At 51.0% G+C, this 23,729-nt stretch carries 12 protein-coding genes and 1 pseudogene; 2 read left to right on the forward strand and 11 right to left on the reverse strand.

What is annotated here, in order from left to right; translation table 11 throughout:
• Positions 1-80 precede the first annotated feature (80 nt).
• The 6 genes from NL324_RS03605 to NL324_RS03630 all read right to left on the reverse strand — a co-directional run bounded on the left by NL324_RS03605 (position 81) and on the right by NL324_RS03630 (position 9,542).
• Complete coding sequence (locus NL324_RS03605; RefSeq protein WP_253306378.1) at positions 81-716, reverse strand: MBL fold metallo-hydrolase; 636 nt, start codon at positions 714-716, stop codon at positions 81-83.
• A gap of 86 nt (positions 717-802) precedes the next feature.
• Positions 803-5,266 carry a chromosome partition protein MukB gene (gene mukB / locus NL324_RS03610; RefSeq protein ID WP_253306379.1) on the reverse strand — a complete coding sequence of 1,488 codons (4,464 nt, stop codon included), beginning with the start codon at positions 5,264-5,266 and terminating at the stop codon, positions 803-805.
• Positions 5,260-6,012 (reverse strand): chromosome partition protein MukE, encoded by a 753-nt coding sequence (mukE, locus tag NL324_RS03615; protein ID WP_253306380.1) that lies wholly within the window; start codon positions 6,010-6,012, stop codon positions 5,260-5,262. Before mukE ends, mukB begins: the two co-directional genes overlap by 7 nt.
• The gene (gene mukF / locus NL324_RS03620) at positions 5,993-7,312 is read right to left on the reverse strand and encodes a chromosome partition protein MukF (RefSeq protein WP_253306381.1); all 1,320 of its coding nucleotides are present in this window, start codon (positions 7,310-7,312) and stop codon (positions 5,993-5,995) included. Before mukF ends, mukE begins: the two co-directional genes overlap by 20 nt.
• A 32-nt stretch (positions 7,313-7,344) precedes the next feature.
• On the reverse strand, positions 7,345-8,142 hold the full coding sequence (locus NL324_RS03625) for a methyltransferase domain-containing protein (protein ID WP_366516340.1): 798 nt from the start codon (positions 8,140-8,142) through the stop codon (positions 7,345-7,347).
• A 365-nt stretch (positions 8,143-8,507) separates the two neighbouring features.
• On the reverse strand, positions 8,508-9,542 hold the full coding sequence (locus NL324_RS03630; protein ID WP_253306382.1) for a hypothetical protein: 1,035 nt from the start codon (positions 9,540-9,542) through the stop codon (positions 8,508-8,510).
• A gap of 474 nt (positions 9,543-10,016) precedes the next feature.
• On the opposite strand from NL324_RS03630, the gene NL324_RS03635 reads away from it, so the two are divergent.
• Both NL324_RS03635 and pyrD read left to right on the forward strand, forming a co-directional pair.
• Complete coding sequence (locus tag NL324_RS03635; protein ID WP_253306383.1) at positions 10,017-14,846, forward strand: NAD-glutamate dehydrogenase; 4,830 nt, start codon at positions 10,017-10,019, stop codon at positions 14,844-14,846.
• A gap of 86 nt (positions 14,847-14,932) precedes the next feature.
• Positions 14,933-15,943 carry a quinone-dependent dihydroorotate dehydrogenase gene (gene pyrD / locus NL324_RS03640; RefSeq protein WP_253306384.1) on the forward strand — a complete coding sequence of 337 codons (1,011 nt, stop codon included), beginning with the start codon at positions 14,933-14,935 and terminating at the stop codon, positions 15,941-15,943.
• A 191-nt stretch (positions 15,944-16,134) separates the two neighbouring features.
• On the opposite strand, the gene NL324_RS03645 is transcribed toward pyrD, so the two are convergent.
• The 5 genes and pseudogenes from NL324_RS03645 to aceE form a co-directional block, all read right to left on the reverse strand.
• Positions 16,135-16,347 (reverse strand): cold-shock protein, encoded by a 213-nt coding sequence (locus NL324_RS03645; RefSeq protein ID WP_253307121.1) that lies wholly within the window; start codon positions 16,345-16,347, stop codon positions 16,135-16,137.
• A gap of 205 nt (positions 16,348-16,552) precedes the next feature.
• Positions 16,553-17,533, reverse strand: coding sequence for a tRNA dihydrouridine(20/20a) synthase DusA (gene dusA, locus NL324_RS03650; protein WP_253306385.1), 981 nt, complete (start codon positions 17,531-17,533; stop codon positions 16,553-16,555).
• Between the two features lie 98 nt (positions 17,534-17,631).
• On the reverse strand, positions 17,632-19,068 hold the full coding sequence (gene lpdA, locus NL324_RS03655; protein ID WP_253306386.1) for a dihydrolipoyl dehydrogenase: 1,437 nt from the start codon (positions 19,066-19,068) through the stop codon (positions 17,632-17,634).
• Between the two features lie 99 nt (positions 19,069-19,167).
• Positions 19,168-20,469: pseudogene (aceF, locus tag NL324_RS03660) on the reverse strand (dihydrolipoyllysine-residue acetyltransferase); the annotation flags it as partial.
• Between the two features lie 24 nt (positions 20,470-20,493).
• Positions 20,494-23,151: a pyruvate dehydrogenase (acetyl-transferring), homodimeric type gene (gene aceE, locus NL324_RS03665; RefSeq protein WP_253306387.1), complete on the reverse strand. Its 2,658-nt coding sequence runs from the start codon at positions 23,149-23,151 to the stop codon at positions 20,494-20,496.
• Positions 23,152-23,729 lie beyond the last annotated feature (578 nt).

The raw sequence follows: 23,729 nt of genomic DNA on the forward strand, positions 1-23,729 counted from the left end.
CTGCTACTGCTAGGGAGGGGGATAGTGATGCTTTAGCTTCATAGGTGATCTAACCCTTCGGGTTCGTGAACAGTTGCCATCTAGCCTTTTACAAAAGGGTTATGACGCCGTTCATGACCAAAGGTAGAGAGAGGGCCATGCCCTGGAATAAAGGTGATCTCGTCCCCCAACGGCCATAATTTTTCGCGGATAGAGCGTTGCAAGGCTACCCCATCCCCGCCAGGAAGATCGGTACGACCGATACTGCCTTGGAACAAGACATCACCCACCCAAGCTAAATGAGCCGCAGCACAGAATAGGATAATATGCCCCGGAGTGTGTCCTGGGCAGTGCCGCACCGAGAGACGCTGTTGACCCACTGTAATGACTTCACCCTCAGCTAACCAACGGGTCGGAACCAATGGCGCAATGGGAGGGCTGATGCCAAACAGCTGACATTGCAACGGCAGAGCCTCCAATAAACTAGCATCAGCAGCGTGCGGACCGACAATAGGAATTTGAAAATGTTTAGCCAGTTCGGCTGCAGCCCCGACATGATCCAAATGGGCATGCGTGAGCAGAATTTGGGTCATAGTGACCCGTTGCCGAGTAACCTCTTCTATTATTCTGGAAGCTTCACCACCGGGATCAACCAGCGCCGCTTGCCGACTAGCTTCACACCATAATAAACTACAATTTTGTTGAAATGGTGTGACTGGAATAATGTGATAATGCATCGGCTGCTCCTTATAGGGCTTACGTATTGCAAGATCGTGTGAATCCTATAGTACAGTATTTTGCAGCTTGATAGCTTGATCAGGCGCTAGCCACCCACTGCGCGTGGTTGATCATCCTCGCTCGTGTGAGTAAAACCCCGTAAACCAATCACTTGCACTTGTTCTTGCTGCTGGAATACTTTACGCACCAATTTGTAGGTGGTTCCTTTCTCTGGATGAATGTTCTCTGGGGCAGCAATCAGTAACTGCATCTGTAACCGTTCACACAACTCAAATAGGGTGTTAATAGATTGCCCATCCAAGCGAGCGGCTTCATCTAACAACAACAAACGGCAGGGTAGACTATCTTTACCCCGTAAGCGCGCAGACTCCTCTTCCCAACTCTGTACAACCATCACTAAAATCGCCATACCGGTACCAATCGCTTCTCCAGTGGAGAGCGTTCCGCTCTCAGCACGCAGCCAGCCTTCACTGCCACGGAGTACTTCAACGTTAAGATCTAAGTAATGGCGATAATCTAGCAGCGCTTCACCGATCGTTTGTGGTGAACGCTGTCCTAGGTCGGCTTGAGGCGTTAATCGTTGGTAGAGCGTCGCTAGTGCTTCAGAAAAGGAGAACTGCCGATTATTAAATAGCGCCTGATGTTGTGCCGGTTGATCCACTAGCGCCGCTAATAATCTTTCATGACTATCGTGAACTTTAACCACCAAACGAACGCCACGCACCTGGCCAAAGGTGATCTGCTGTAACCCCTGGTTCAAGAGCTGAATACGACTCTGTTCCCGCTGAATGGTTTTACGGATAATCGTCGCAACACTTTTCGAACTCAAGGCTAGGCGGCTTTCTCGTGCGGTCAGCTCCGTAGTCAGGCGTGCGAGTTCACTCTCCATCTGTTCGATAGCCACCAGCGGATCATCGGTACACAAAATATCTTGACGAATACGTTGCTGGAGGTGCTGGTAGACAGTTAAATAAAATTGCACCTTTTTTAGCGGGGCATTCGCCCCTTCAGAGGCTTTTAAAGCATCCCGTAAGCGCTCATTATCGGCGACAGCTTGGCGCAGCACCCCCAGTGCTTTATCTGACATCGAGCGCAATTCGTCAGCGCTCTGATAAGCCAGTGACGGCTGGTGCAGCAACGGCTCCACTCGATGTGCCCGGGCTAACTGAAGTACCTGACACCAAGCTTTTTTCGCACTCACCACCTGCTGGCGCTGTTGGCTCTGCTCCTGTTGCTGCTGATGCCAGCGTGCTTGCAGCTGGGCTAAATCACTCTCGCAGCGAGCCAGCGCTTTTTCTAGTTGACTACGCGCCTGGCGGCCATCATGGACTGCCTGTTGCAGTGCCTCATAACGCTGTTGAGCCTGCAGCAACCCGGCAGGACCTTCCGGGATCTGTAAGGCGGCTAACTCTTGTTGTAGCTCTTGTAATAACTGCTGTTTAGTGTCATGGCTACTGCTCAAAGCGGCCAGTGCTTCACCACACTGCCGCTGCTGCTGTTGCCACTGCTGCTGCTGTTGCCGGGCCTGTTGACGCTGCTTTTCAGCCACGGCTAACCGCTCACGTAACTGTGCATTCAAGGCTTGCAGATCAGCCTCCCCACTCGGTAGCACTCTGTAGTTAAAATGCGCTGTACGTTGCAGAACGTCCGCTAAGGCAAAGCACTGTTGCTGTAGCTGCCGTTGCCTCTGTTCTGCTTGCTCGTAGGCTGACCGTAAGCTTTCTGGTGGCTGCGGGGGGTTTTGTAAAATCGGTAATAGCGGCTCTAGCTGGCGGATGGGATCTGCCTGCTGAGAGACCCAACGGTGCGCCTGTTGTGCGACTAATAATGACTGTCGAGCCTTGGCCACCCGCGCTATCAAACTGCAATCCACCAATAAGGGAGCCACAGGGATCAGGGAGTTGAGCTGATCACTCGCTTGCTGCAACCTGCTCTGCTGAGATTCGAGTTGCTGCTGGCACTGCAGCTGCTGCTGGTGTTGCTGCTCAATGCTGTGTAGCTGCTGCTGGTGTTGTTGAATAGCCTGTTGGGGATCGGCATCAAACGCCAGGGCTAGGTGGTGGCTAATCAATTGATTAAAGGCTTGTTGTAACCGATCGAACTGCTGTATCTTCGATGACAGCTTAACAGACTCCTCCTCCAACACCTGCCGCTGCAATAGCAGGGTTTCTAACCGTTTCTCACGGGCCGTACGGCCAAATAGTGGTACCAGGGGGAAGCGTGAGTAGCGACACTGCCGAGGTGATAACTGAACCATCACCCCCTGCGGCTGTTCACGCACCTCGAATAAGTGATCATCAAAGGCTTGCGGATCCCCTTCGATCAGGTAGAGATCATCCACCTGAGATCCCAACGATAGCAGCTGCTGTTGCGCCTTGAGCAGATCGGGTACGACAATCGCTTGACGTGCGGGGCCATAGAGCGCTGAAAAATAGGGGGCCTCTTCCAGCGTAATATCATCGTAAATTTCCGATAACAGTGTGCCCCCCAGCTGCTCAGCCACCGTGACCAACTCACTCTCTTCGACGCCACCCGGTTGCTGTAGACGCACGATCTGCTGTTCCAGCTGCTGCTGATGCTCTCGTAAGGCCTCTCGTTGACGAAGCAGTGGCTGCTGATCACGGGCCAACTGCTGCAGTTGCTCACTGATCACTTGGCTATCTGTCAGGGGTTGCCCACACTGTTGACTCAACCGCTGGAGGGCCTGCTGTGCAGCGAGCCAAGCTGGAGCTCTTGAACGCTGTTGCTGCAGCTGCTGTGTCAGCTGTTCCCGAGTTTGGCGCAGCATCGCTACTCGCCCATGATACTCAGCTAACTGCGCCACTACAGCTGCCTGCTGCTGCCGCTGTTGCTGTAGCAGCGCCGTTAACTGTTCTGTGCTTGGTTGCTCTTGTGATTCTGGGTGCTGCTGGCAAAACACCTGCCATAACCGTTGTGCCTGCTGCTGTTGCAGCAGACGCTGCTCTAACTCAGCGCTCTGTTGTTGCAACATCGGCAAGGTATCGGCCACCCGCTGCTGATCGGCAAGCTGCTGTAATAGTTCGCTGGCCCGATGACCAGCCTCTGCTGGTGTGACCCGCTCATGACACCCTGACAGCTGGCAGATCTGTTGATAAGCCTGTTCAAATTGGTTGGCCGAGGCCTCGGCCAAACTGAGCTGCTGCGACAGGCTTAACAGCTGTTCAGTCGCCAACTGCAGCGCTTGTTTGGCCCGCTGCTGCCAGGAGGGTACAGTTTCTGGCTGCAGTTCCGGCTGCTGACAGCAGGTGCGGGCCGCTTCAAGGGCTTCTAGGGCCTGCTGATATTGAACAGCCTGGATCTGCTGTTGATCGAGCGCTTGTTGCTGATCGGCCAGTTGGCTCTGGAGGCTGTCTACCTCATGCACCAGCCCCTCGAGCCGTGCTTCGGCGTCCTCGAGCTGCTGGTTCGCTGCTACCACGAGCTCCTGTTGCGCCTGGTGCTGTGTTTTTAACGTCAACCACTCTGCCTGATAGCGGTCGATTTTAACTTGTTGCTGCACCGCCCATTGGGCTTGCTGGTAGGCCTGTTGTGCCTGTTGGAGTTGATCGTGCCAGGCAAGTTCCAACGCACTCTGTTCAACGAGCTGCTGCTGCAATAGGGTGTGCTGCTGTTGTTGATCAACCCAGTGTTGCTGCTGATCATGCAGTCTACGGCGTAATGCCAGTAGCTGCTGCAAGCGGTCTCGACGTTGATTCACCTGCCGCATATAATCTGCGGCCACATAGTGGGTGGCTTGCAGCATCAGGTGTTTAAAGAGATCCCGATCGGCTTGCGTGAGACGGATCGCCGCCAACGTCAGCCGATTTTCACGTAGCGCAGCCTCCATATCCTGAAACGCCTTACGAACGCCACTATTGTCTGGCAATAGGTAATCACGCAGTGATCGGGTAATCGCACTGGAAATACCCCCATACAGCGAAGCTTCCATTAGACGATAAAATTTATGGCGATCGGCAGCAACGACCAGCCTTTTAGGCAGCACCCCCAGATCGAACAGTGCGGCATGGTAATCGGTGATTGAATGAAAGGACTTAAAACCGGCGTCATGAGTAACAGCAAGCTGCGCTTTGACTGAGGCTAATGAGCGTACCCGGACTTGAGACCCCTGAAGCTTTTCCATCAGCAGGTCCAGAACCAACCAACTCTCAGGACAATCCTGGACCAGAAAAGGCTTGAGATCAATTTTACCCTCACGTCCTGAGATCTGTTGCAGGCGCACCCCAAACAACAGCCGCTGCCGGCGGGAATTGATGACCTCCACCACCGCATAGCAGATCCCTGCGCGTAGTTTACCGTAGAGTCCTTTATCGCGGGAGCCCAGGGTGGTGCCGGCCTCCGTAGTATTACGAAAATGCAGCAGGGTCAGATCAGGAATCAAGGCGGTGATAAAAGCAGCCATCGTTGTTGATTTTCCAGCCCCATTGCCACCCGACAGGGTGGTGACCAGTTCGTCGAGATCAAAGGAGCGAGCAAAAAAGCCATTCCAGTTGATCAAGGTCAACGAACAAAACTTACCTCGTGCTAGCATGGTACTCTCTCCCTGGATAACGGGCTCTCCTCGTGATCGTCACTGGGCTCTAGATCCTCTAATACATCATCCTGTGGATCAACCACCATAGCTGCTTCTAAGGAGGGTTGGGGAATCACCGCCTCTCCTAAACGGATGAGTCGCTGTTGTGCGATCTGGAGATCTTCACCACTGCGCACATCCGCCGCAAAACGAAACACCACTTCGGTGATCCGAAAGGATTGACTCTCTGGAGCCATGACCACCACCCCTAAACGCCGCAATCGGTTTAACGCACTCTTCACTTTCTCGATCACTTTATGGCGATCCCGATCGGAGCCAGTGGCCCGCGGATTGACCCATTTCAGAAGCTTCTGCTGATCCAGCAAACTAAATAGTGTCTGATAGAGATCCTGCTGACTAAACAAACCCTGTTGATTGACTCGTTCTGGGCTCAGGTAGAGATAACACAGCACTTTGCCAACTAACATCTCCCATTCTGAGAGGAGTGACCGTGCAATCAGGGTCGTTGCCCGTGGACGTAGATAAAAGAAGCCTTCAGGCGCCTGAATCAATTCAACCTGGTACCGTCCATAAAAGTGCGTGAGCGTCTCTTGGAAATCCAGTAGCAAGGTATACCAATCAACTGCTTCCCGACTAATGTGCCGGCCAGCACGCAGGGCGCTGTCGAGTGCCGGGAAGTAAGGATTGACCAGAACTTGTAACAACTGATCGGATAGTGTGGTTTCAATAGCAGTCGATGACATGAGCCTGGACCTTAGCACCATAGGGGTTAACGGGCTGCCAAGCAGCTGGAATGGCCTGGAACTCAGCGTGAGAGAGACCTAACTGCGCGGCTTGTTCAATGAAAAGTCTGGCAATCTCAAAATGCTTTGCGCGCGAGAAAGAGGCCAGATAGCGCTGCAGTAAGCAGACCAAATCCAGCGGCTGCTGTTGCTGGCAGTAAGGAGTCAATAGTTGTTGAATGGCTTGCTGATGTTGAGTCTCCAGCGCATCCACCGACTCGAAAATCAGTTCAGGGGGCAACTCACCTGTGACTTCTGGCGCCAGTTCTGGCAGTTCATCACGCAGATCTAGCAGGCGTTCTACCTGCACAGTAGTCAACAACCACGGCCTATCAAAACTCTCCTGGATAGATTGCCTCAGCCGTTGGGCTAACACGCGGTTTTTATCCAGATCAATGGCGGTACGAATAAATTGATGCACATGACGATCATAACTGCTCCAACGCTCAATCGCCTGCTCACCCCAATTCATAATCCGATCGAGGGTGTTTTGTAGTGTGAGGACCTTTTGTTGTATAAACGCTAAGTGCGGCTGCTGGCTGACGACTCGTTGGAGTCGTAATAAATGGCTCTGTAGCTGATCAGCAGCGGCTTCTAGGGTCTCTTGTAGCTCACATAAGGTCTGTGAAGTCTCACTCAATAAGCGTTCACAACTGCTGATGGCCGCTTGCCACGCTTGATTCAATAGGGCAGCGATGGTCTCTTTCACCGTTTGCTGCTGCCCATCCATCGCTCGTTGTGTCATATCAATATTATCGAAAATATCCGCTACCGAATAATGGAGTACCGCAAACACCTGCTGCCGCCAATGGTGCTCATCCCCACCCTGTTCAGCTGCTTCAGCCGCTCGCTGGATCTCTTGGGACACTAAGGCCAATTGCAATGACAACCGCAGGGTGGAAAACTCGCGCTGGCGCATAAAATAGTGACTGAGCGCAATCCCCAAGGTGGTCAAACGGTAGCGTGCTTCACCAGCCACGGGATCACTAATAAAGCGATTCAATAAGTGCTGCCCAACCAGATCATTAATCGCCTGGTTGGCCCGAGCCGCGAGAGTTTCATCAGCGTAGCCAAAGCCTTGAGCTACTTGGCGAAAGCGATCGATCAGCCCCGCCTCACCTAACTCATCCTCTAATGGTTGACTGGGTCCCAGCGAGAGCGCTAATAGAAAAGCGATCTTATCGGTCGATAAGGCTAAGTTGAGATCCTGCTGCTTGACCCAATCCACCAGTTCCGGCAGTGTCTGCTCCAGAGCGCTCATGGGGTCTCCTGACTGATTAACCAAGCTTGCTCCTAGTGTGGTTTCTGAGCCAGATAATGAATGTAACGTCCGATAGAGACCAACGACGGGACTCGGCAGTACTGCTGCTCTAAGGCCAGCACGGTCTGCCGATCGAACGCTTGTTGCACGCCGTGGTGCCAATAGTCGGAAAACACCCTGACACCACTGGTGGCAATGGTTGTTAGCTGTAGTGCCGTGAGCCACCCCGTGACCTGCTCCAATGTCAGGGGATTGACCGGTTGTAAGGAGCGCTGTGAGCGCTTAGGCACTGCCACAGCGCCTAACTGGATATTGCCCAGCAATAAATTACGGAGTAGTAAACCACCCTTATTATAGAACATTAACGACAGGATCCCACCCGGAGCTAAGCAGGCGACCAAGTGCCGCAGCGCGGCTTGAGGATCAGCCAGCCACTCGACTACGGCATGGCAGAGTATCAGATCAACAGGTTGTGCTAGATGGTATTGTATAGTCTGCAGCGGGGCGTGTACAAATTGCAACTGTTGACTCAGGCCTGCTTGTTGAGCAGAACGTTGGGCACGCTGCAACATCTCGCTGGAGATATCACAGAGCGTCAGCTGATGCCCTAAAGCCGCCAATCGTTGCGACAGCTGGCCTAATCCAGCGCCGGCATCCAAAATATTGATAGGTGTGGCTGGTAATCGAGGGAATACTGCGGTGAGATCTTGCCACAATACGGCCTGACGGATCTCCCCTTTGAGGGTACCGTAGATACGGTGTTCAAACTTATCGGCCAAGTCATCAAAGTTACGATCAGCCGTCATGGCCGGATCAACCCCTGCTCGCACCACCTCACAGGAGACCTCACGATCCCTGTACCATCGCTTTATACACGCAGCTATCTCCTCTTTTGCTCACAGCAACGACTCCAATCGCCGGCAAGATCTGCTGCACAACGCTTTATTCTATACATCATTCCGATCGAGTGCACCCCCAATACTCTGTTAAACCCACCCCCATGAAGGGTTGTCCTGTTCACGCCTGATCCAAACCATCAAAAAAATGTTCAAAATAGTCGATAAAACACTGCAAGCATAAAAAAACCGTGCTGCAGAACACCGCACGGTTTTTTTATTTGAAACGGCTGATAAAGAGCATTAACCCTCTCTATCCTGCTACCCGATCCAGAGTAGCCATCAAGCGACCCCCTAAACTAAAAAGCGTAGCGTAAACCGACAGTATATTGATGACCAATCTTTGGCTTGATAGTATCAATTTTGAACATCTGGCTAATCGTATACCCAGCTTCTGCCATCAAATTGGGGGTAAACGCATAAGTCGCTTCTAATGTCCCCTCATGGCTTAACCCGCGTTTTTTGCAATCGATAGCGGTGGTTTTTCCATTAATAGGATTAAACAACTTTCCCTGCATCCGCACTGAATCATAACTACCGCGGTAGGCTACCCGGGCCGCCAGCTGATCATTGAAATTGATTCGATACCCCACCTCTAGCGTGGGCGCTAGCTGGCTTTTTAGGCTGATCTCTGAATCATCTATTGTTTTTTTGAGCGGTAAATTGCTCTTAATGACCTCTGTCCATTGATTGACTACATCATTTGGGTCAAAATTATTGTCTGTCATCCACTCTCCCACGGTGATCTGATAACTTTTTGGTTTCACTAACCCCATTAAGCGAAGAGATACCTGCACACGTTCGATTACTTCAGGCCCAACAGCCTGCAGCATATAATCCGTAATCTCACCCACCTTCACGGACATCAATTCCGAAGCCACACTCCCTGGATAACCCTGCACTAGCACTTTTCCCTGCTGATTCAATTGTACTTTATTCGGCAGATCAGGCTGGCTGATACCCCCTGTAACATAGAAATCAGCATTGTCAGCCACGGCTAGGTGATAGCCGACTCCAACAAAGTAGCCATTTTTTCGGCCACCCAGGTAGCGTAATTTCGCCTCTAAGAAGAGATTATCATCCAGGGCATAACTGCCATGCAAATAGCCCCCTAGGCTGGAGCTTTTAGGGGTTAAAGTCTGGTGAGTGAGGCTATTACCGATAGGACCGATGCCATTTTTAAAAAATTCCGCTAGTGGTCTATTCCAGCCGTTTTTATCATAATTAGCCCCACCAGAGAGGTAACTATAACTAATGGCACTGTCGTCAGCGTTAGTGGTGGTACTCACCAGTACCCCTAGCATGAGGAGTGCTAGCTGTCTTCTCTTTTGCATAAATAACCGTTTCCTAGTTGAGTATCATTAAGGTAAAAAAGCTAATAGCATTTAATAGCTTGTTGTTATTAAGCTTTATGAAATCATTCAGGTGAATACGAATTGCAGTAGCCCGAAGAGAAAATAAAACAGAGCTATTGGACTCAAAAATACTTGTAAGTTTTAATTTTTTACTTTTATGAGAACTATTTGAGTCAAATTTTTCTATAACGAAAATAGTAAAATAAATAATGGGTTCTATCTTCATAAATATCAAAATTTGTGATCTTTATCACATAATTTTTACATTTAAGTAACAATAAAGCTGAAATCATCCAGCTAAATCCTTATAGAATCACCCGGTAGAACTGCTGTTCTTTTCCGATTTTTTACGTTATTCCCATCCCAGATCACATCTTTAAAATGATTTTTTTGCTCTAATAGCGATTTAGTGCTAATTGGCCAACCACTCATTCATTTAAGGAACAGGCGTTGATGGCATCCAACGATATCCTCTCTTCGACCCTTTTTGAAAAAATTCCGCAACGGGTTAAAGATAAACTTCCACCTGCTGAAGCGGAACAGGTGATCTACTTTGCAAAAACACTTTTCAGAAACTTACCCTTGGAGGATTGGTACCAGCGCAGTGAATGCCATCTGTATGGCGCCTTAATCAGCCTCTGGCAACATGTACAGGCCACTAGAACCAATGCCCTGTCTATTCGCATCTACAATCCCCAGATAGAGCAACATGGTTGGCAATCACCCCACACTATCATCGAAATCATGCTGCCTGACCGCCCCTTTGTGGTGGATTCCGTACGCATGGTGCTGGAACGGTTAAACATCCCGATTGATCTGTTACTGCATGGGCCTTTTCCTCTCGTTCGTGATCCACAAGGAAGCGTCGTCGGCTTTGATTCCCAAGCGGAGCGAGTCACCTACTACACCATTTGCCAGGTAGAGGCCAATACCTTATTAGATGAAGCTACCCTGCACCAGCTGGAGCGTGAATTACGCCAGGTGATGAACGAAGTGATCCTGGCAGTGGATGATTGGCCACAGATGCGTGAACGCCTTCAAACTATCTCTGAGGGGTTTAAACAGCAAACCCTGCCAGTAGACAACACCCTACAACAGGAAAGTGATGAGTTTATCCGCTGGATCTTGGCAGGTAATTTTATTTTACTAGGCTACCAACGACTGTTATTACACCCTGTTCAGGGTGACTACTGCCTACAACCTGAAGGAGGTAGTGCGCTAGGGATTGCTCGGCGCAGCAATGAGAAACATCGCGTCTGTTTAGCGGATTTCCCAGAAAGTGCTCGACGGGAAATGAATCGCCCCACCTTGTTGATTCTGACCAAATCCAGCCACCGTTGCCGTATTCATCGACCGGCTTATCTCGACTATATCGGGATCAAACGATTCAATGAGCAAGGACAGGTGATTGGTGAAGAGCGCTTTATTGGACTGTATACCTCATCAACCTACGTACAGAGCGCCCAGCAGATCCCCTTAATCCGCTACAAAGTCCAACGGATTTTAGAGCAAATCGGCTTAAGGACTGGCAGCCACGCTTATAAATCGATGATCACTATTTTAGAGAGTCTACCGCGCGACGAGTTGATTCAGGCCCATGAAGAGGAGCTGGCTGAGGTCGCTATCGGGGTCTATCAGATGCAGAACCAGGATACCACTCGGCTGTTTATTCGACGTGACCCTTACGGCCACTTCTTCTCTTGTTTGGTATTCCTCACTGGAAAACGTTATAACAGCCAGCTCAGAATGAAAACCCAAACCATCCTCCAGAAAGCACTCAATAGTGAACAACCGGCTGAATACCATCCATTTTCAACCGGAGAACGACTTATCCGCACACACTATATTGTTTGGGTTACTGATAATAATATTGAGGTCAACGTGAAGGCCATTGAACAAAATCTCATAGAAGCAGCCAATACTTGGGAAGATAAGCTTGATAAAGCGCTGAACGCCCATTTTGGTGATCTAGCCGGTCAGCAGCTTAAACAGCTTTTTGGGAATGCTTTCCCGCGCGCTTATCAAGACAGCGTACTACCTAGTGCTGCTGTGGCTGACATTGCTCAATTAGCCACCTTGAATGAGCAGACTCCATTGGGATTGTTGTTCTACCGACCGCAAGAGCTGCAGACCGACACGACCGTGATCAATCTCAAGTTGTTCAAACAGCAGGATCCCCTACCACTCTCTGACATCATGCCAGTCCTAGAAAATTTAGGGTTACGGGTGATTGGTGAGGTCCCCTACGCAATCCATACTGCTGATGGTCATTGCTACTGGATCCTCGATTTTCATATGACACAGCAGATAGCTACCCTGGACTTAACCCAAGCGCAAACACGCTTACAAGAGGCGTTGGAAGGGATCTGGTTTGGTCGCTATGAAAACGATGGCTTTAATCGGTTAGTCCTGAGCGCCGATCTAACCGCACGCCAAGTGGTTATTCTGCGTTCCTACGCCCGGTATTTACGGCAAACAGGGGCACTCTTTAGTCAGAGTTATATCGAACGAGCATTAACCCGTCACAGCGATGTGGCTCGGATGCTACTCGCCCTATTTGATGGCCGCTTTGATCCTGCAAAGCCCTATGATTCCCTAGTAGAGCAGCAGGTTGTCCGGCAAATCGACCAAGCCTTAGAAGCGGTTTCTGTCCTCGATGAGGATCGGATTATTCGCCGTTATGTGGAGATAATATTGGCGACCGTTCGTACCAATTTCTTTCAGACATTACCAGACGATGGTCGTAAAAGCTGGGTTAGCTTTAAACTATTGCCGGAGAAGCTCTCCGATATGCCACTTCCCTTGCCCCGTTTTGAAATTTTTGTTTATTCGCCGAACCTAGAGGGGATCCATCTACGCAGTGGCAAAGTGGCACGCGGAGGCATTCGCTGGTCTGATCGGCATGAAGATTTTCGTTATGAAGTCTTGGGGCTGATGAAAGCCCAGCAGGTCAAAAATGGCGTGATTGTGCCTGTAGGTGCTAAAGGCGGCTTTATTTGTAAAGCACTGTTGCAAGATCAAGAACAAGATCGACATCAAGTGCTCGCTGAAGCCAAACGCTGTTACCAAACCTTTATCCGAGCACTGCTGGATATTACTGATAATATCGTACAGGGTGTGGTAGTGCCTCCACCACAGGTCGTGCGGCATGATGAAGATGATCCCTACTTAGTCGTTGCCGCCGATAAAGGAACCGCCACCTTCTCAGATCTGGCCAATACGATCGCTGAAGAGTACCACTTCTGGTTACGGGATGCCTTTGCCTCCGGGGGATCAAACGGTTACGACCATAAGAAAATGGGCATTACCGCACGGGGTGCTTGGGAGGCTGTCAAGCGGCATTTCCGGGAAATGGGCATTGATTGCCAAACGACTGAGTTTACTGCGATTGGTATCGGCGATATGGCCGGTGATGTCTTCGGCAATGGGCTGCTACAGTCACCCCATCTTCGCCTTATCGCCGCCTTTAACCACCAACATATCTTTTGTGATCCTGAGCCAGACACCCAACGCAGCTATCAAGAGCGTCAACGTCTCTTCAATCTGCCCAGTTCGAGCTGGAGTGATTATGATAGTCACCTCATATCCAGTGGTGGTGGGATCTTCAGCAGAGCGGCAAAATCCATCCCCCTATCGTTACCGATGCAAACACTGCTCAAAACCACCCAAACGGCCCTATCACCCCATGCATTCATCCAGGCTTTGCTCCAGCTACCGGTGGACCTATTATGGAATGGCGGAATTGGAACTTATGTAAAAGCCACCCAAGAAACTCATAGTGACGTCGGTGATCGTGCCAATGATGCGCTGCGGATCAGCGCATCACAGCTACAGGCTAAAATAGTCGGAGAGGGTGGTAACCTTGGGCTAACGCAGCGGGGGCGTATTGAGTATGCCCTTGCTGGAGGCCGACTCAATACCGACTTTGTCGATAATGTGGGGGGGGTTGACTGTTCTGATAATGAGGTCAATATCAAGATTCTCCTGAACGCCCTGATAGATGCTGGTGAGCTTACCCTCAAGCAGCGTAACCTCCTATTGGGGGAGATGACCCAGGAGATTGCCGCCATTGTCTTAAAGGATGCCGATCAGCAAGCTCGTGGCATCTCAGTGACTGAGAGCCGTGGGGGTGAAGTGCTGAGAGATATGACTCGGTTGATCCATGCTTTAGAAAATAGTGATCAGCTGAATCGTGCTTTGGAGTTTCTGCCTACCGACGAAGAGCTCAACGAACGACAACTGCACCACCAAGGATTGACCCGCCCTGAATTGGCGGTATTGGTCGCTTATAGTAAAATGGTACTCAAACAAGCCTTAGTCACCCCAGCCATCACTGAAGAGCCTGTCCATCATCAAGTACTCCTCGAAAACTTTCCAAGGGTGCTACAGAGCCGTTTTGCGGCGGCAATCGTGAAGCACCCCCTGCGACAAGAGATCATTGCAACACAACTCGCTAACCGCTTAGTCAATGAGATGGGTGCCGATTTTTGTATTCGAATGCAGGATGAGACCAGCGCCTCGTTGGTAGAGATGGTCAATGCTTATACAGTTGCTCGTACGGTTTTTGATCTCGATACTCTACTGGCTGATATTGAAGCCTTGAATCACCAGGTACCCCCAGAGACGCAATATAGCCTGTTGGTCGCCTGCCAACGCCTGATCCGCCGCACAACCCGCTGGTTTTTACGCAACCGGAGCCGCCACACCTCGCCAACGGAGATGATTCAATTCTTTCGCCCGGTATTTCTATCCCTGAATGCTAATCTCAACCACTATTTAGCCGTAGAACAGCAAACTGAACATCAAGAGGAAGCGGACCGTTATCAAGCCGCTGGAGTCCCGGAAGCGCTAGCGTTACGCATTGCGCAAAGTGCTAATCTCTATGCCACTATGGATATCGCCGAGATTGCTGCACAACAGCAGTGTGAAGTCTCACAGGTCGCTACCCTCTACTATAAACTGAGTGTTGAACTACACCTCCATTGGTTTTTGGCGCAGATCCAAGCGCAGCGCGTTGAAAACCATTGGCAAGCCTTGGCGCGTGCCTCACTACGAGAGGAGCTCCATTGGCATCAGCGCTGTTTGACGGCTAAGGTATTAGCCACTGGCAACGGGGACGGTGAAACGGTATCCTCCTTGTTAACAGCCTGGATCACGCATAATGAAGCGCAACTGTCTCGCTGGAACAAGATACTCACCGAATTTAAGCTCGCTACTGCGCATGAATTCGCTAAATTTTCGGTCGCCATGCGGGAACTTACTTTATTGAATACCAACAGCTAAGATAGGCGGTGAGGTATGCCCAGGTTTACTGGGCGTACCTCACTGATTGATCGTTTAAAAAATCAAATAACCTTCATGGAGAGTCAATGCTCTACTCGCTCTTAAAACCACTCTTGCTGCAGTTAGATGCAGAATATGCTCACGATCTGACCATTAAACTGTTACGAAAAGTCAGTGAAACCCCGCTGCTATGGCTATTGCGCCAGCGGGTGGCCGTGAAACCGGTGACCTGCATGGGGCTAAATTTTAAAAATCCCGTAGGACTGGCCGCAGGCCTAGATAAAAATGGGGAGGCGATTGAAGCCTTTGGTGCCATGGGTTTTGCCTTTATTGAAGTGGGGACGGTGACCCCACGGGCACAGGATGGCCAAGCACGCCCCCGTCTATTTCGGATCAAAGAGGCGGAAGCTTTCATCAATCGCCTTGGTTTCAATAACCTAGGGGTGGATTATCTGGTAGAACGACTGAAAAATAGCCGTTATGATGGAATTATTGGTGTTAATATTGGCAAAAACGCCGATACGCCGATTGAACAGGCACACGATGACTATCTCCACTGCCTACAGAAAGTCTACCCCTACGCCGGTTATGTGGTACTCAATCTCTCCTCACCTAACACTGCTGCACTGCGCAGCTTGCAATATGGCGCAGCCTTAGACAACCTATTAACGGTTATCAAAGCACAACAAACCGCACTCCAGCAGCAACATGGGCGCACAGTCCCGATAGCCATTAAAATCGCGCCTGATCTTGAAATCTCAGAGATTATCCAAATTGCCGACACTGTTCTACGCCACCAGATCGACGGGGTGATTGCCACCAACTCTACGCTTGATCGTCAGTTGGTGCGTGGACTGTCGCATTGCAATGAACAGGGGGGTCTGAGTGGACGCCCCCTGCAGCAGCGTAGTACCCAGATTATCACCCTACTGGCCAAAGAGCTGCAGGGGAAAACAGCGATTATCGGCGTCGGTGGCATCGACTCCCTGACCGCCGCGCGGGAAAAGCTGCAAGCGGGCGCTACTCTACTTCAGCTCTACTCTAGCCTAATCTATCACGGGCCGGCACTGGTTAAGCATATCATTGCTCATCTTTGACGAATACCACCCCTCTACTTTAACCACTGAGTGAAATCAACCACAGGCTGAAATTAGGCGTGGCTGGGGGAAATGAACCAGCGAAAAAAAGCGAGCCCGCGGTGACGTGGGCTCGCTTAAGAAAGCGATGCTGAAGAGCAATCCTAGCTTATAAGAGACTCTTGACAGCTATCCATTCGAACGCGCTGCTATTATGCGGAGGCAACCTCGACATTTTCTGCTTTTTTACCGCGCTTATCATCCATTTGATCAAAAATAACGCGTTGCCCCTCTTTCAGAGTACGGAAGCCGTCACTTTTGATGGCAGAGAAATGAACAAAAACATCTTCGCCACCCTCTGATTGGATAAAACCGAAACCTTTACTTTCATTGAACCATTTAACGGTTCCTTGGGACTTGGACATGGGTGTTTCCTGAAAAAAAAATAAACTTACAAAGCCCTTTGCCTGGCGGGCTGTTTCTGGCTCATGTCTCCACAAGCCGGCTATCATCCTAGCAGCCCCTACCAATAAATACACGCTTTATTTTTTCTTAAAACAAAAAATCGCAGATTGCTCACTCCACCAATAAGGCTTGTCCTGGTGTAAAAAACCCTGCCAGCGTCCTCACCTAACCACGTGCGGCAGTGACCAGAGCCAATGCCTGTATGACGACAGAGAGATCGGCTTGCGGCATCGAGCTCTGTTCACTCAAATAACGGCGCCACCGTCGAGCACCTGGTAATTGATGGAATAATCCCAACAGGTGCCGAGTGATGCGGTTGAGTGGTGTGCCCTGTTGCAAGGCTCGCTCAATATAGGGATAGAGCGCTTCAACCACCGCCTCGGGCTCTGATCCCTGTGCCGATGGGTCAAACAGTGTTTGATCGATCTGAGCTAATAAGCGTGGGTTATGATAAGCTTCGCGACCCATCATCACCCCATCAACCTGCTCCAAGTGCGTTTCTACCTCTATCACACTCTTCACCCCCCCGTTGATCACGATCTTCAGCTGCGGAAAGTCCCGTTTAAGTCGATACACTCGGGAGTAATCCAGCGGTGGGATCTCTCGGTTCTCTTTGGGACTCAGACCATTGAGCCAGGCTTTACGGGCGTGGACAATGAAGGTGTTACAGCCCCCCTCAGTCGCTACCGTCCGTACAAACTCCGCTAAAAATGGGTAGCTGTCCTGCTGATCGATACCCAGACGGGTTTTCACCGTAACCGGGATCCTCACCCGCGTCTGCATCGCCCTGATACAAGTCGCTACCCGAGGTGCATCCGCCATTAAACAGGCACCAAAACGCCCCTCCTGCACTCTGCTGGAGGGGCACCCGACGTTTAAGTTCACTTCAGCATAACCGAGTTGTTCCGCTTGCTGTGCACAAGCAGCCAAAGTGTCAGGATCGCTGCCACCTAGCTGCAGTGCTAGCGGCTGCTCTTCAGGGCTATAGGCTAAAAAATCACCTCTACCCCGCAAAATGGCCTCGGGAGTGACCATTTCGGTGTATAGCAGGGCATGGCGACTTAATAAGCGATGGAAGTAACGGCAGTGGCGGTCTGTATGATCTAACATTGGGGCCACAGAAAACCGACCCAGAAAAACACCCATAGAGTCCCTACAACCCTAAAGCGCCATCAAACAGTAGCGGTGATGGCCAGCCAGTGGCCGTTTAACAGGGCTGGCCATGAGACCCATACATAGGCTTATTAAGCAGCATCAAATTTTTTGGCTTTAGGGTTCGGTAAATCGGTAATACTCCCCTCAAATAGCTCTGCTGCCAAGCCAATGGATTCATAGAGCGTCGGATGCGCATGCACAGTCAGTGCCATATCAGCAGCATCACAACCCATCTCAATCGCCAAGGCAATTTCGCCTAATAGTTCACCCCCATGACTGCCGACAACCGCCCCGCCAAGCACGCGATGGTTCTGCTGATCAAAAACCAACTTAGTCATCCCCTGAGCACAATCAGAGGCGATGGCACGTCCCGAAGCAGCCCAGGGGAAAGTAGCCGTTTCAATCGCTATTCCCTGTGCTGTGGCCTCTTTTTCAGTTAACCCCACCCAAGCAATCTCCGGATCAGTATAGGCAATCGAGGGGATCACTTTAGGATCGAAGTAGTGTTTCTTCCCGGCAATCACTTCCGCTGCAACATGTCCCTCATGCACCCCTTTATGGGCTAACATTGGCTGTCCCACAATATCGCCAATGGCAAAGATGTGCGCTACATTCGTTCGCTGCTGCTTATCGACTAGAATAAATCCCCGTTCATCCACTCTGATCCCCGCTTGATCGGCAGCAATAGGGAAACCATTGGGCTGACGACCGACTGCAACCAACACAGCATCATAGACCTGCGGCGTGGGGGGGGCCTTCTTGCCGCTGAAGGTCACTTCGATGCCGGAAGGCTGGGCCTGCACCGCAGTCACTTGCGTCTCTAATAGCAGTGTGAAGTAACGGGACACTTGCTTGGTATAGAGATTCATTACATCTTTATCGGCGGCAGGAACCAGCTGATCAGCCATTTCAACTACCTCGATCTGTGATCCTAAGGCGTGATAAACCGTCGCCATCTCTAAACCAATAATCCCTCCCCCCATAATCAGTAAGCGTTTGGGGACCGTTTGCAAGGTTAGGGCGGCCGTTGAATCCCAAATTCGTGGATCCTCATGAGGAATAAAGGGCAGTTGAATCGGCCGTGAACCGGCAGCAATGATAGCGTGCTCAAATTGAATGGTGGTCAAAGCGCCTTGGGCATCTTCTACTGTGAGTTGATGAGTGCCACTAAAACGACCTGATCCTTGTACCACCGCCACTTGTCGCTTTTTAGCCATGCCGGCCAAGCCGGTCGTCAGTTGACTAACCACTTGTGCTTTCCAAGCAGCAATTTTCGAAAGGTCGATTTTCGGCTCACCAAAACAGACCCCCTGCGTGGCCATTGCTTTAGCCTCGGTAATTACTTTGGCAACGTGCAGCAGCGCTTTAGAGGGGATACAGCCTACATTTAAACAGACCCCGCCAAGGGTTGCGTAACGCTCAACCATCACGGTCTTTAATCCTAGATCGGCACAGCGGAAAGCTGCCGAATAGCCGGCAGGTCCACCACCCAGTACCACGACCTGGGTATTTATCGCTTGACTCATCTATCACCTCAGAGGGGCTAGTGTTGTAGTTTGATCATTCAAGGCAGGAGCCAATACGCTCTCCTTGACGGCGCAGGGTTCAGTGGGTGTAGAGCCTGATTACAGCAGTAGACGACGGATATCCGCTAATAACTGCTCTAATAGCGTCATAAAGCGAGCCCCCTCAGCCCCATCAATCACCCGATGATCATAAGAGAGGGAGAGTGGCAGCCTTAGCCGTGGAATAAATTGCTGGCCATCCCACTGCGGCTGCTGTGCAGCGCGTGAAATCCCTAAAATAGCCACTTCAGGGGCATTAATAATGGGGGTAAAGGCAGTGCCACCAATCCCTCCTAAACTAGAGAGGGTAAAACAGCCGCCTTGAAAATCAGCAAGCGTTAACTGCCCTGCCCGTGCGCGCTGTGACGTTTCCGCCACCGCCTGTGATAACTGCCAGATCCCTTGTTGGTCCACCTGGCGGATCACGGGGACCACCAATCCCTGAGGGGTATCCACGGCAATGCCCAGATGAATATATTTTTTTAGGATCAACTGTTGCCCATCGGGTGACAGGGAGCTGTTAAACCGTGGAAAGCGCGTCAAGGCTTTGGCAACCGCTTGCATAATAAAGACCAACGGTGTCAATTTGATCCCTAATTTCTGCTGTTCAGCTTCCCGGTTTTGCTGCTGACGGAAGGCCTCTAGCTCAGTAATATCAGCACTGCCCCATTGCGTCACGTGGGGGATCTGCACCCAATTGCGATGTAAGTTGGCACCGGTTAACTTATTGATGCGACTGAGATCTACCCGTTCTACCGGTCCAAATTGGCTAAAGTCAACCCGTGGCCAGGGCAGTAGTTGCAGACCAGGACCCTCTGCCGGGGGAGGTGTGGTGCTCGCACGCTGTAAGGCACTTTTAACATAAATTTGTAGATCTTCCGGCACGATACGCCCCTTCGGGCCGCTGCCAATGATTTGGCTCACATCGATACCAAATTCACGGGCTAAACGCCGTACCAAGGGAGAGGCATGCACATCAGCGTGGGGCGTCACTACCCCGTCAAGCGTCGGTATCGAAACTGGCGCCGTTTCAGGTTTCGATGCTGGATCGACTGGTTCTCGCTGAATCTTAGCCTCGGCTGCTATCTCAACAGGCAAGGGTGAGGGCCTGTTCGGCACGCCGGCTGATTCAGAGGCCGCAGCGGCATGCTTCAGTGATAAGAGTAACGAACCAGTCGCGACCTTATCGCCCACCTTAATCGACAGCTCCTGCACACAACCTGCGCTGGGTGCTGGGATCTCCATGGAGGCTTTGTCTCCTTCAACGATGATTAACGGCTGCTCAGCGGTAATCTGATCCCCTACGGCCACCAGAATTTCCGTGATCTCAACCTCATCGCTGCCAATATCAGGAAGGTAAATAGTTTGTATCATGATGGTTGTCTCTTATGCATACAACGGATCGATTTTTTCGACATTAAGCCCATAACGCGTGATCGCCTCTGCCACGGTGTGCGGCGGCAACTCACCACGCCGTGCTAAGAGACTCAACGCGGCGATGACCACATGATAGGCATCCACTTCAAAGTGGCGACGCAGGTTTTCTCGGCTATCAGAACGACCAAAACCATCCGTCCCTAACACAGCGTAGTCCCTGGTCGGTAAATAGGCCCGGATCTGCTCCGCATACAGTTTCATATAGTCGGTCGCAGCGACCACTGGGGCATCGTTCAGCACCTGGGCCACATAAGGGATACGGGGGGAGTTGGTCGGGTGTAGCCGATTCCAGCGTACACAGACTTGGCCCTCACGCGCCAGCTCAGTAAAAGAGGTGACACTATAGAGATCACAACCAATGGCATACTCCTGCTGTAAAATCTTGGCGGCTTGACGAACAGGCCGTAAGATAGCACCAGAGCCCATTAATTGAACCTTAAGCTCCTCTCCCGCCAAGCTTTTTAAGCGATAGATCCCTTGACAGATCCCCTGCTCAACCCCGGCTGGCATGGCCGGTTGCTGGTAGTTCTCATTTAAGGTGGTTAAGTAGTAGAACACATTGTGCTGCTCACCCAACATCTGCCGCAGACCGGCTTGTATGATCACGGCAACTTCATAGGCGTAAGCGGGATCGTAAGCACGACAGTTAGGGATGGTCAACGCTTGGATATGGCTGTGGCCATCTTCATGTTGCAGCCCTTCGCCATTTAAGGTCGTACGCCCCGCGGTCCCACCGATCAAAAAACCTCGCGCTTGTTGATCCCCTGCAGCCCATAATAGATCACCAATTCTCTGAAAACCAAACATAGAGTAGTAGATGTAAAAAGGGATCATCGGGTAATCATGGGTACTATAGCTCGTGGCTGCCGCCAGCCAAGCGGCCCCCGCTCCCAATTCACTGATCCCTTCTTGTAGGACCTGTCCTTGACGATCCTCTTTATAATACGCCAGCTGCTCACGATCGGACGGGGTATACTGCTGCCCCTGTGGGTTATAAATGCCAATTTGGCGGAACAGCCCCTCCATTCCAAAGGTGCGCGCTTCGTCGGCAATAATAGGCACAATGCGTGGACCCAGCGTGGGCTGTTTCAGCAATACATTCAAGACCCGAACAAAGGCCAGGGTAGTCGAGATCTCACGGTTTTGTTCCGTTAATAGGGATTGAAAAGCCTCCAGCGCAGGAATTGGTAGGGGTTGAGTAAACTCGGCTAACCGCGTGGGCACATAGCCCTTGAGCGCCTGGCGGCGTGCATGGAGATAGCTTTCGGCAGCCGCGTCGTGTTCCAAGGTGAGATAGGGGAGTGATTCAATCTGCTGGGGATCCAAGGGGATGTTAAAGTACGCATAAAACTGACGAATCGCGACTAGATCCATCTTTTTGACATTATGCACAATGTTCTGACCTTGTGCACTGCCGCCCATACCATAGCCTTTAATGGTTTTAGCCAAAATCACCACCGGCTGATCCTGAATACTTTTGGCTTGCTTGAAGGCAGCGAACAGCTTTTGTGGATCATGGCCCCCTCGATTCAAAGCCCAGATCGCTTCATCACTCATCTCGGCGACCAGCGCCAAAGTCTCAGGATATTTCCCAAAGAAATGGGTACGAACATAAGCGCCATCTTTGGACTTCAAGGTCTGGTAATCCCCATCAAGGGTTTCATTCATCAACTGGATCAATTTACCACTGTGGTCGCGCTGCAGCAGGCTGTCCCAGCCGCTGCCCCAAATCACCTTGATAACAGCCCAGCCAGCCCCTCGAAACTCGCCCTCTAGCTCTTGGATAATCTTCCCGTTACCGAGCACCGGCCCATCTAAGCCCTGTAAATTGCAGTTGATCACAAAAATTAAGTTGTCTAGCTTATCGCGCGCTGCTGCAAACAGCGCTCCTCTGGATTCAGGCTCATTCATTTCACCATCACCCAAAAAAGCATACACGGTCTGTGCTGAGGTCTCTTTTAATTGACGATGCTGTAGATACTTCAGGAAGCGTGCCTGATAGATAGCACAGACTGCCGCAAGTCCCATCGAGACCGTCGGAAACTGCCAGAATTGAGGGAGTAATCGTGGATGGGGGTAGGAGGGCAATCCTTGGCCCTCCACCTCTTGGCGGAAATTATCGAGTTGTGTTGCGGTTAAGCGCCCCTCTACAAAAGCCCGGGCATAGATGCCTGGAGCACTATGGCCTTGGAAATAGACGAGATCCCCCCCATCCTGTGCATTGGCAGCCCGAAAAAAATGGTGCTGACACACCTCATACAGCGTCGCCGCCGATTGGAATGTAGCGATATGGCCACCCAGATCGAGCTGTTTTTTTGAAGCTCTTAATACGATCATGGCAGCATTCCAGCGAATCACCGCCCGAATTCGCCGCTCTATCGCTAAATCTCCTGGATAATCTGGCTCCTGATCCGCTGCAAGGCTATTCACATAGTCGGTGGTGCTAGCCGTCACGCCTGCAGAGAGCGACAAGGCCGTCCTTTGCTGCAGCTGTGTCATTAAAAAGTGCGCGCGTTCCACACCCACTGTTTGAATCACTGAGTCGATGGCCTGCAACCACTCGCGGGTCTCGATAGGATCCACATCATCCTGTACTCTTTCCGACATGGGAGGTTTCCTTCAGCTCTGTTTGATGAATCAGGATCTCGCTGGCAGCCGGTATCGTACACCCTTATACCACTGTTTCCCTGCGTGATGGTGGTGATCGCTGCCGCCCGCGTGGCGACTCATCCGAGCGATGGGCCCGGATCACTCTCCAAGGGGCCAATGGCCAATGCGTGATTGAGGCCTAGGGGGATACTGTATAACACGGCGCACTACAACCTGGTGCCTAGCGGTTCAGCTCAAGCTCGATAGCCCGAACTACCCTAATCAAAACCCTGATAAGACGGGGATTTTACGAGACGCTACCCTAGCGTACTCCGCACCGGTGAACCTATCCCCCCTATAAAAAATTGGGAGAACGTTAGCAGAATCACCGGATATTGTCTAGCGAAGAGGCGCCGCTGATGACCAGCAGCCATCCTGCTATGAAAATTTCCTTTTTTCAGCCGCCACGGGCTCAACATAACCTTGATAATCAGAAGTACTACCCGGCAGGACGCTTACTATTACTATCAATTTGGCTTAAATGTTAAAATCAACAGTTGTTTTGTAGGTTTTTAAATTAGGAAACGTGATCCTCA

This window comes from unidentified bacterial endosymbiont, assembly GCF_918320885.1.
Lineage (GTDB): Bacteria > Pseudomonadota > Gammaproteobacteria > Enterobacterales.